At 61.8% G+C, this 10,632-nt stretch carries 10 protein-coding genes; all 10 read left to right on the forward strand.

Annotated features, from left to right (window positions below; all coding sequences use genetic code 11):
- On the forward strand, nucleotides 1-1,386 hold a 1,386-nt coding region (locus VIH17_03460), incomplete at its 5' end, for a tetratricopeptide repeat protein (GenBank protein HEY4682290.1).
- A 230-nt stretch (nucleotides 1,387-1,616) separates the two neighbouring features.
- Nucleotides 1,617-2,213: an outer membrane lipoprotein carrier protein LolA gene (locus VIH17_03465; GenBank protein HEY4682291.1), complete on the forward strand. Its 597-nt coding sequence runs from the start codon at nucleotides 1,617-1,619 to the stop codon at nucleotides 2,211-2,213.
- Nucleotides 2,214-2,335: 122 nt separating this feature from the next.
- On the forward strand, nucleotides 2,336-3,547 hold the full coding sequence (locus VIH17_03470) for a type II secretion system F family protein (protein ID HEY4682292.1): 1,212 nt from the start codon (nucleotides 2,336-2,338) through the stop codon (nucleotides 3,545-3,547).
- 14 nt (nucleotides 3,548-3,561) lie between these two features.
- Entirely contained in the window at nucleotides 3,562-5,190 is a 1,629-nt protein-coding gene (locus VIH17_03475) for a GspE/PulE family protein (protein ID HEY4682293.1), read from the forward strand.
- Between the two features lie 35 nt (nucleotides 5,191-5,225).
- Nucleotides 5,226-6,194: a hypothetical protein gene (locus VIH17_03480; protein ID HEY4682294.1), complete on the forward strand. Its 969-nt coding sequence runs from the start codon at nucleotides 5,226-5,228 to the stop codon at nucleotides 6,192-6,194.
- Nucleotides 6,195-6,209: 15 nt separating this feature from the next.
- Nucleotides 6,210-6,776: a PilN domain-containing protein gene (locus VIH17_03485; GenBank protein ID HEY4682295.1), complete on the forward strand. Its 567-nt coding sequence runs from the start codon at nucleotides 6,210-6,212 to the stop codon at nucleotides 6,774-6,776.
- Between the two features lies 1 nt (nucleotide 6,777).
- Nucleotides 6,778-7,323: a hypothetical protein gene (locus tag VIH17_03490; protein HEY4682296.1), complete on the forward strand. Its 546-nt coding sequence runs from the start codon at nucleotides 6,778-6,780 to the stop codon at nucleotides 7,321-7,323.
- A 12-nt stretch (nucleotides 7,324-7,335) separates the two neighbouring features.
- Entirely contained in the window at nucleotides 7,336-7,857 is a 522-nt protein-coding gene (locus tag VIH17_03495; protein HEY4682297.1) for a hypothetical protein, read from the forward strand.
- Nucleotides 7,854-8,726: a hypothetical protein gene (locus tag VIH17_03500; GenBank protein HEY4682298.1), complete on the forward strand. Its 873-nt coding sequence runs from the start codon at nucleotides 7,854-7,856 to the stop codon at nucleotides 8,724-8,726. The genes VIH17_03495 and VIH17_03500 overlap by 4 nt, the downstream gene beginning before the upstream one ends.
- A 178-nt stretch (nucleotides 8,727-8,904) precedes the next feature.
- Nucleotides 8,905-10,065, forward strand: coding sequence for a DegT/DnrJ/EryC1/StrS family aminotransferase (locus VIH17_03505; protein ID HEY4682299.1), 1,161 nt, complete (start codon nucleotides 8,905-8,907; stop codon nucleotides 10,063-10,065).
- Nucleotides 10,066-10,632: the final 567 nt, after the last annotated feature.

A 10,632-nucleotide genomic window follows, 5' to 3' on the forward strand; every position in this document is an offset into this window, starting at 1 on the left:
CTGGGCGACCTCCTGTGCACTTTTTTTGTTTTGATCGCCTTGTTGGTGGAGGTTCAGGCAGGTAGGGGGGTATGGCCATATGCCCCTACAAGCTCCTATTGGCTCGGCCCGATCGCCCTTGGGGGAGCGCTGCTATCCAAAGAGCTTGCTCTGATTCTGCCTGCTCTCCTGGTGGCATTGTGGGCTGTTTATTTCGGGCGGAGCGATACGCCGGCGAGCAAAATTGGGGCAATGTCGCGGCGGCTTGCGCCTTACCTCGTCGTCATCGCCGCCTACGTGGCGGTTCGCATGGCGGTTCTGGGCTACTTTCACAAGCTGAACAACCAGTTTTCAGCCACTTTCTACGAAATCAATCTGTTCCGGATCCGGCTGGCGGGTGCCTATCTTGAGAAGTTGATCTGGCCGGACGGGCTTTCCATGTACTACGCCTTCCGACCGACTCGCTCATTGTTGCAGCCGGAAGTGTTGATCTCGCTCGTGGCCCTTGTGGGTTTGACGGTCGCCCTGTGGCACTGGCGAAGAGCCCCGATCCCATCGGGGCCGCTGGCCTGGTTGGGCTGGCTCTGGACGCTGCTGGCGCTTCTGCCGCTGATGAACCTGCGCGCGCTTGGCACTCACGTTTTTGCTGATTGGTATCTTTACTTGCCGTCAGTGGGCTTTGTCCTGATCGTCGCGGGAATACTGGATAGCTTTCCGCTTCGTTTCAAAGCGCTGCCGCTCAAGTGGCGCAATGGCCTGGTGGGCGTGGCGGTCATTCTACTGCTGGGCCTCTTCTCGACAGCTACGGTCCGGCAGAACGCCCACTGGAAGGACGGCTACTCCTTGTTTTCTCACGGAGTGAAGGTGAGTCCAAACTCCGCCATCCACCGGGCCAACTACGCGCACCAGTTGGTCTTGCGGAATCGTTTGGACGAAGCGATGGCAGAGGATCGGGAAGCGATTCGATTGGCGCCGCTCGACTTCGGCCTCTCGCCCGAAGCCGTTTTTGCGCCGGAGGCGGATTTGGGATGGATGTATATGCTCCGGGGAGATACCCAAGCGGCTGAAGAGCATCTCCGGAAGGCCACTCGCATTCAGCCGAAGAACCCGGTGGGACATATGCGGTTGGGATACGTCCTGGAGAAGGGGGGCCAGTTGGCCGCCGCCCTCGATGCGTTTGGGCGGGCGCAGGAGCTCGATCCCCGCAATCCCTTTCCCCACCTTGCTCGCGGCAACGTCTTTGTAAAACTCAGACAAGACAAAGACGCGATCCAGGAATTCCAGCAGGCCATCACTCTTCGTCCCGGCACGCGTGCCGCCTATGAAGGCCTCATTCAGGCACTCGAGCGGCAGGGGCGCCTGGATGAAGCGCGTCATTGGCGGGCGAAACTTCTCGAGCTGCCATAGGAGCGCCGGGCTTTCAGCCCGGCATGCATGTCGGGTTCACCCTGAACGGGTTCACGGCGAACGGGATGAATCCCGACACTCCTCAGGGTTGAGGTTTCGACAGGGGTTGCCGGCTTGTGATAGATTTTCTACCCATGCCTATGCTCGGGACGGTTAGCCTTTGTTTCATTCTTTTGGGGCTTTTGGGGCTTTTCGGGGCTGTTGGGACGTCGGCAGATGATCTTTCGAGCGTGGTGAAGCAGGTTGAGCGGCACTACCGGCCCGTCAAGACCTTGCGGGCGGAATTCATCCAGAGATGGAGCGATTCTCCGGCGAGTGTCCGCCTTGAATCGGGGATCGTGAGCCTACGGCGGCCCCGCGAGATGCGCTGGGAATATCGCGAGCCGGAGAGCAAACTTTTTGTCTCGGATGGCCGAACGGTTTATTTCTACGTGCCCGCTGACCGAACCGTTCGTCGCAGCCTATTGCGGGAGAGCGCCGATTGGCGCGCGCCGCTCGCCTGGCTTGCGGGCAACGTGCGGCTCGGGAGAATCTTCTCCAAAATCGAATGGGCGGCTTCGCCACCGCCCGGTGGGGGCCCGCCGCGGCGGGCGCTTCGTGGTCTGCCCCGTTCGCCGGATGACGGCTATGCGGAAGCGATCCTGGAATTCAATGATGGTTATCAGCTCACCCGATTGCTGATTCGAGACGCGGTCGGACGCGAAGTCGAATTTCGCTTCGGCAAGTGGGAAGAGAATTTGCCCCTTCCGGTGCAGGAATTTCGCTTTAGGGTTCCTCCCGGGGTTGCCGTGATGGATGAGGCGGACCTTGTCACGGCGCGGGAGTAGGGGCGCACGGTCGTGCGCCCCTACCAACTTGACCAAACTTGCGCTGATGTTAGACTTGTCGTGAGCTTGCTGCTTGCCCTGAGCGTAGTCGAAGGGAAGCGACGGGTATCGCGCAAACGACGATGGCTGAATTTCACTGCCGGGTAGCGGACACAACCGGCCGAATCTTCGAGCAGGTGGAGACGGCGCGGACGGAGGCGGAGGCGCGCCAGCGGCTGGTTGACCGTGGCCTGTTTGTCTATTCCGTGCGGCCCCGGCTTGCTTTGCCGACATTGACACTGGGGCGGGGCAAGAAACGCCGGCGCCTGCGCGCCGGCGACTTCCTGCTGTTCAACCAGCAATTTATGACTTTGATTCGCGCCGGCCTGCCGATCTTGAAGTCGCTCGACCTGCTGGCCGAGCGAGCGGCGCGCCCCAGCATGCGCGGCTATTTGAACGACATCCGCGAGCGTGTCCGAAACGGCGCCAGTGTTTCGGACGCCTTTGAGGCCATGGGAGTATTTCCGAAGGTTTACACCACCTCCTTGCTCGCTGGCGAAAGAAGCGGCAACCTGGCCGGCGTGCTCGAGTACTTCCTTGCCTTTCAGCGGACGACCCTGGCCGCGCGCAGGCGCTTCGTGGCCGCCCTCATTTATCCGGCCATCCTCGTCGTGATCATCACGGCGGTCTTGTCGCTGATGCTTGTCTGGGTGGTGCCCAAGTTTCACGAGCTCTACGCGGAGGCGCACGCGCAACTTCCGCCGCTTACCGAAATGGTGATTGGCATCTCGCTGGCCATTCGACAATTCGCCCTGCTGGGTTCGCTGGTACTCCTGGCCGTTTTCGCGGGTGGCTATAGCTGGCTGGGCTCGGAGCGCGGCCGGCTCTTCCTCGACCGCGGCAAGATGAGGCTGCCCATCCTGGGCGATGTCTGGATCAAGTATCAGACCGCCCAATTTTCCCGCACGCTGGCCACCCTTCTCTCCGGCGGCACGCCGCTGGTGAACTCGCTCGAAACCGCCGCCTCCTCGGTGCCCAGCCCGCTGATCGGCTCCGCGCTCAGCAAGGCCAACCGGCGGGTCAAGGATGGGCAGTCGCTGCACGCCAGCCTGGAAGCCACCGCTTTGCTCCCGCCGATGGCCATCGAGATGATCGAGGTGGGCGAGGCCACCGGAGCCTTGCCCCAGATGTTAACCAGCGTGGCCGAGTTCTACGAAGAGGACGTCAACACAAGCATGGCAACGCTCACGTCGCTGATCGAGCCGGCCATGTTGCTTTTCATGGGCTTTGTGGTAGCGTTTATTTTGATCTCGCTCTATTTGCCCATTTTTTCGCTGGGCGCTCAGACGCGGTAAAAGCAAGGATGGATATGGAAAATCGTCCCCTTCATGCCAACGCGCTTCCGGAGGAAACGGAAGAGCGGGAGCGAACACGCCGCCTGGCGGAACGCTACCGGTGCCCCTTCATTGAGCTCCACGACCATCACATTGACCCGGAACTCTTCCGCTCCATCCCGGCGGATTTGATGTTTCGTTACAATTTTGTGCCCCTGGAAGCGGTCAACAACACCCTGGTGATTGCCGTTTCCGACCCGAGCCGGGTCCCGCAAACCGACGAGCTGGCGCTGTTGCTTGGCCGCAAGCTGGCCCTCAAGGTGGCCACCGCGACTGAAATCGGCGATCTTTTGAAGCGCACCGAGCAATCCCAACGAGTACTCGAGCAAGCCACCGAGGGTTTCACCCTGGATGTGGTTCCGGAAGAAGAGGGCGAGGAAACGATCTCGATCGATCGCCTGACCAAGGATACCGGGGTGAGCCCGGTGGTGCGGCTGGTGGACACGCTGATTTTTACGGCGCTGGAGCGTCGGGCGAGCGACATTCACATCGAGAGCGGCGATCAGGAAGTCGCCGTCAAGTATCGCATTGACGGGGTTCTCCAGTTCGCCATGCAGCCCATCTCGAAAGAATGGCAAGCCACCATCCTTTCGCGCATCAAGGTCATGTCGGAGCTGGACATCGCCGAGCGACGCATTCCCCAGGACGGTCGCTTCCGGGTGCGCTACAAGGGCCGCTACATTGATTTTCGCGTTTCCATCATGCCTTCCATTAACGGTGAGGATGCGGTCTTGCGCGTGCTGGACAAAGAAACCCTCAGCGAGAAATTTCGCCACCTCAATCTGGATGTCATCGGCTTTGACGAGAGCGATCTGAGGAAGTTTCGCCGTTATATCCATGAGCCCTACGGGATGGTGCTGGTGACCGGGCCTACCGGGAGCGGCAAGACGACGACCCTTTACGCCGCCATTAGCGAAATCAAGACAGACGAAGACAAGATCGTGACCATCGAGGACCCGGTCGAGTATCAAATCCGTGGCATCACCCAAATTCCGGTGAACGAGAAGAAGGGCCTCACCTTTGCCCGCGGGCTGCGCTCCATTTTGAGGCACGATCCGGACAAAATCATGGTCGGCGAAATCCGTGATATGGAGACGGCGCAGATCGCCATCCAGTCGGCCTTGACCGGCCACCTGGTATTCACCACGGTGCATGCCAACAATGTGGTGGATGTGATCGGCCGGTTCATCAACATGGGGGTTGAGCCCTATAATTTTGTTTCGGCGTTGAATTGCATCCTGGCCCAGCGGCTGGTGCGGGTGACCTGCGAAAGCTGCAAGCGGGCGGTTCGCTACTCGCGGGAGACGCTTGCCGAATCCGGCCTTGATCCGGCGGAGTGGAGCCAGTACACGCTTTACGAGGGGCCTGGCTGCATCGAATGCTCGGGGACAGGCTTTCGCGGGCGCACGGCCATCGAGGAGCTGCTCGATCTCTCCGATCGCATCCGGGAGATGATCGTGAACCGCCGTCCCACCTCGGAAATCAAACGAGCTGCCAAGGAAGAAGGCATGACGTTTCTGCGCGAGACGGGGCTGCGGAAGGTCAGGGCCGGGGTCACCACCTTGCGCGAGATCAACAAGGTCACCTTTATCGAAAACGTTTGACAGGGCTCTGCACCGTATGGTGCAGGGCAGGGGAATTGGTTCTGAGTCTCTCCTTTTCAGCTCCCGGGCTGTTTGGCAGCGTTGGCGCTTGGCTGGGGGCGATGCCCCATCCGCCGTTGTGCTGCGAAATTGCTCCCGATTGCGTGGCCGTAGCCAGGCACGCCGCCAAGCGGGGCCGCAGCCTGGAACAATTCGCGATTGAACCGCTCCCTGCCGGCGCAGTGAGACCTTCTCCCGTTGAGTCCAATGTCCTGCAGCAGGCCGAAGTGGAAACCGCCCTCGGACGGGCACTCGAAAGAGTAGGCGACCACGGGCGAGATGTGACGCTGATCGTGCCCGATCTGGCGGCGCGCGTCCTCCTCCTTCATTTTGACAATCTGCCCCAGCGGCGGGCCGAAGCGCTCTCTCTTATCCAGTGGCGTCTCAAGAAAAGCTTGCCCTTTCCGGTGGAGGATGCAGTCGTTTCCTGGCAAGAGCAGCCGAATCCGGCTGGCGGTGTCGAACTGATGGTGGCGGTGGCCCGGCGAGACATTCTGAGACAGTACGAGGTCATTCTGGAGGCGGCAGGTTATGGGGCGGGAGTGATCCTGCCCTCGACCCTGGCCGCGCTGCCGCTGCTCGAAGGAGTGCCGGGAATGGGTGGCGGGCTCACCCGCCTGAACGGCGGGGCATTGACCACCGCGATCGAGCGCGACGGCATGCTGTGCCTGTATCGCTCGGTCGAAATGTCTCCCGCGGACGCCACCGGCCGGGCATTGTTCGACGAGATCTACCCGTCGGTTGTTTACTTCCAAGATAACTGGCACAGCCCGATTGGCGTCTTGCGCGTGGGCGGGCTGGAAGGCGATTGGGCGGAGTTACGCGCGTGGATGGAGCGCGAGACCGGCTGCCGCATCGCGCCGCTTGAGCCAAGTCGCCGCCTTGAGCCGGGACTGACCATGCAGCAGAAGGAGACGGTGGACCGCTATCTCGCCGCGGCAGTTGGCTGGATGCTGAATCGCTAGAAGATCAATAGAACCATGAAAATTTCCCTGAACCTTGCCACCGAACCGCTGCTCAATAATCGGCCCTTCTATCTGGCTTCGGCGCTGCTCGGCATTGCGGCCTTGGCGGCAGCGGCTTTCCTGACGGCCAAAAGCATTGACAACTATCAATCGACACGAGCGATGCGGACCAGGGCTGGCCAACTTTCCAGCGACATCCGGGCGCTCGAGGCCGAGCAACGCAGGATCGAAGGGCTGCTCCGACGGCCGGACATCGCGCGGGTCTTCACCCGCGCCGCTTTCCTGAACGGGCTCATCGGGCTGAAGTCTTTTTCGTGGACTCAAATCTTCATGGACCTGGAGAAGGAGTTGCCCGGCGGCGTGCACGTCTCCACGATCATTCCGCGACAGGAGGCGAGCGGGCGCGTGCAGGTGAAACTGACGGTCGTGGCGCGCGACGCTGCCAGCGTCATCGAACTGCTTCGCCGGCTCGAGAAATCACCGGCGTTCCAGGGTGTCGAGGTTCAGTCGGAAACCGCGCCTTCCGGGCGGCCGGGTGAGGAAATTCGCGTCGAGCTGACCGCCGGATACGGGGCATCTTGAGATGGGACGAGGTCGCAAGCAGTGGAAGAGACGGGTGGAAGCGGGCCTGGCCGTGTTGCTCTTGCTCGATGCGGTACTGATTTTTGTGACCGTTCGCAGCGGCGGCACCGAGCGGCCGGAGCAGGAAGCGACTGCCCGCGCCCTCCAAGTTCGGCGCAACCAGTTGCACTCGAGCGTGGCTCGGTTGCAAGCCATCCAGTCAGGCCTGGGCGAGGCCCAGGCGAAAGGAAAGGACTTCTATGAACGCCGCTTCCTGAGCGCCAGGGCTGGCTATTCGGGCATCGTTGGCGAATTGGACAGGATGGCGGTGGAGACGGGAGCGCAAAAAAATAGTATCAGCTTCAAGTCCCCACCCTCGCCGGAGGAAGGTCTGAGCGAAGTGGAAATTGTTACCGTGGTCGAAGGCGACTACGGCGCGCTGGTTGCATTTGTGAATCGGCTGGAGCGTTCCGAGCGCTTCTACCTGATCCAAAGCCTTTCTCTCACTTCAGCGGCGGCAGGCAAGATTCGCCTGTCCTTGCGCGTTGGAACCTATTTTCGCAGTTAGGGCACTTCAGCCATGAAGCGGAAGGTCCTCACCGTTGCGTTGGCCGCCCTGATCGGGCTCCTTGCCTGGTGGAATCTGCGCCGGCTGATGTCGCCGGAGGCTGCTCCGGCCACGGCGCCGGCGGCGACAAGTGGTTCGGCCCGGGCGGAGAGCTTGGCGGTGAGCGACCCGCGGTTGCTGCTGGACCGGCTTGAGGCGGTGCAGCGAGTCGAGTATCGCGGCTCGAAACGGAATATCTTCGACTACTACATCCCGCCGCATCCGGTCGCGCCACAATTGCCCCAGCAAGCTCAAGCTCCACCGCCGCTTCAGGTGCCGCTCCGCTTCTACGGCGTATTGGAAGAGGGTGGCGGACGCAAGGCGCTGCTCACCGACGGTGAACAGATCTATGTGGCGGCCGCCGGTGAAGTGCTCTTGCGGCGCTTTCGGGTGATTCGAATCGGTGCCAATGTGATCGAGTTCGAGGACGCAACGGATGGTCGCCGGGCGGTGCTACCCCTCGAGGAGGGCGGGCCCGGGGTGAGTCAGCCATGAGACGGAAAGCCGCGGCTCATCTGGAGCGGGGGTATGCGCTGCTGATCTTGCTCCTCATGGTAGCCCTTCTTTCCTTCGCGGCGGCGGTTGCTGTTCCTCGCGCCTTGGTCCAGGGGCAGCGCGAAAAAGAGGAAGAGATGATCTTTCGCGGCGAACAATACGCCCGCGCCGTCGGCCTCTTTTACAAAAGGTTTGGTCGCTTCCCCGCGAAGCTCGAGGAACTGGTCGAGCCGAAAAACAATATTCGCTTTCTGCGACAGCTCTACAAGAACCCGATGAGCCGCGACGGCGAGTGGCGCTTGCTCCGGTTGGCGCCGGATGGTTCCATCCTCGGCAGCGTGATGCTGCGCTCCGGGCTGGCGGCGGTTGCGCCGGTGGGTGGCGCCGGATTGCTGCCGACTACGGGCGCCGGGCCAACCGGCCCGCTGCAGCCGTACCCGCAGCCACCCGACGTGCAAGCCACGCCTGCTCCCGAACCTGGTCCGGAAGAACCGCCCCGGGCACCCCGCGAAGAGGAACAAGAAGCAGCGGAAGAAGAATATGAAGGAGATGTCGGTCCGCCTGGGACCCCGCCGCCTCCAGCGTCGCCCCGAACACCACGCCAACGTCCGTTGCCACCATTTCCCCCCTCTCCGACTGTTCCTCCAACCGGCACAGGTGCGCCGGGGATCTCGCCGACCCAGGCCATTGGCACCGGCATCATCGGCGTGGCCGGCAAATCCAACCGCCGCTCCATCCGCGTTTACAAGAACGGCACTCGCTACATGGAATGGGAATTTCTTTATGATCCGGCTGCTGAGGCGCGGGCAGCCTTGGAGCGCGGTCTAAAGCAAGGTCAGAGCCAGCCCACCGGAAAGCCGCAACGCTGATTCGATCTCATCCTGCCGTTCCAACTATTGGCGGGTATTTCCCCTGAGTCCCGTTCCAATCCCTTTCCCCGCCGCGGCGGGCTGGAACGGGGCCCATAAGTTAGAACGGCACTCGTGGCGGCTTTCCTCCCCTATAATCCTATTCTGCCTCATCGCGAACTGGTCGCGCTTATAGATCATGCTGCATGCCACGGAAAACCTGGAGGCTGCCTTTGCCCGCTGGTCCCGTTCCAGCAAGCTGGAACGGGACTGGCTTCCGGCGGCAGGGGTGATCGGCACCGGCTTTGGGCGCGGCAGCCTGCTGCTGGCCTTGAACGTCCTCGACGCGCGCGGGCGGGAGGTGCTTCTCCCCAATTTCATTTGCCGGCAGGTGGTCGAAGCCGTCGAGCGCGCCGGAGCGCAACCCGTCTTCTATCCCATCGGACGCGATCTTTCCCCGCAGTTGCCGGAATTGTCCGCAAGACTCTCGGGTAGGGAAGCGGCGGTGATTCTCCCGCATCTATACGGCTGTGCTCTGTCAAAAACAAAAGAAATCATGCGCCTCGCACGGGCGCGTCAGGTCCCGGTCATCGAAGATTGCGCTCAGGCCTGGGGGGCGCGACTCGATGGCCAGCCGGTGGGGACGCTGGGCGATCTGGCCGCTTTTTCTCTGACCAAGAGCGACTGGAATTTCGGCGGGGGATTGCTGGCCATTGCCGATGCGCAGCAAGTCCATCGAGCCAGGGAATTAGCGCTGGCCTTATGCGACGATCCACGCGGCGCGGCCCGGTACGGAATCTTGCGACTGGCGGACTACGTGGCCAATCGGCCGCGGTGGTGCCGGCTGAGCGCGCTGGCCGGTTCGCGGCTCGAGCGCATGATGCGCTGGGCAAGCGCTCGTGGCCGCGACGTTCAGGCGCACACTCAAAACTTCTACGATCTCGGAAGGTTTGACTCCAAGATGAGCGCGATGGCCTCACGGCGCGGCCTGAAGCTGCTCAAGCGGCTTGAGCGCGATCTGTGCCGCCGGCGCGAAAAGGCGTCACAGATCGTCGCTCAACTCGCGTCCTGTCCCGGAAGGCCACGCCTCGTCCGCCCGGAGACTTTTGAGGAGAGCAACTGGGCCTATCTGCTTTTCGATATCTCGGAAACGGGGAAAGGGCTTGAGGATTGGATCCGGGCAGCCGAGCGCCGCGGTATCACCCTCCGCCCGACCTGGCCTTTTTTTCAGGAGCCGCTCGAGCCCCAGAAGAGCGAGGACCTCGACTGGCTGGCGGAAAACCTGCTCGTGCTGGAAATCCATCCGGGTCTAACGCCCGGCGAGGTGCAAAGAATCGGCGAGTTTCTTCGACAGATGTAAATCTGAGATTGGCGCAACGCCCAAAAGTCGCCCAATATGGAGTGCGGCGGCTCGCCGCCTTTCCAAAGCGGGAGCAAGCTCCCGCACTCCACGTGGTGCTCGGTAGACGGACAGGCCAAACATCTCCTGTTCAGCCCAGCGGCTTCGGCCGCTGGGCTGGGTGCAATAAGTTGGAACGGCACTAGCAGCTCAAATTGGGCCTGGCACACCTTTGCTCTAGGGTCTGCTTCTTCCTGAACTGCGAGATCCATCCCGCGGCGTTCGTGGGTTTGGGGTTTTCGAGCTGGACCTAGCTCTTGTCGCGACGGCCGCCGCGTCATTCAGCTCATTCTCAGTTGCATCCCCATGCCTGTGGCGGCCGGGGTGACCGAAGGGTTCGTGTCCCCGCTCGCCTGGGCGCCTCGCTGGAAATTCACATTTGCTGCCCTTACCGTTTTCCTCGGGGCGGGTTACCTCCTGGGTCAACTGGGCAGTCAGGCCGGGAACGCGCAATCCCAAGAGTCACAATGACCGTGTAAGGCGAATATGGTTTGCCTTCTCGGGTAGGGCAGGGGCTTGCCCCCTGCC

This window comes from Candidatus Acidiferrales bacterium, from assembly GCA_036514995.1.
In the GTDB taxonomy this organism is placed as follows: domain Bacteria; phylum Acidobacteriota; class Terriglobia; order Acidiferrales; family DATBWB01; genus DATBWB01.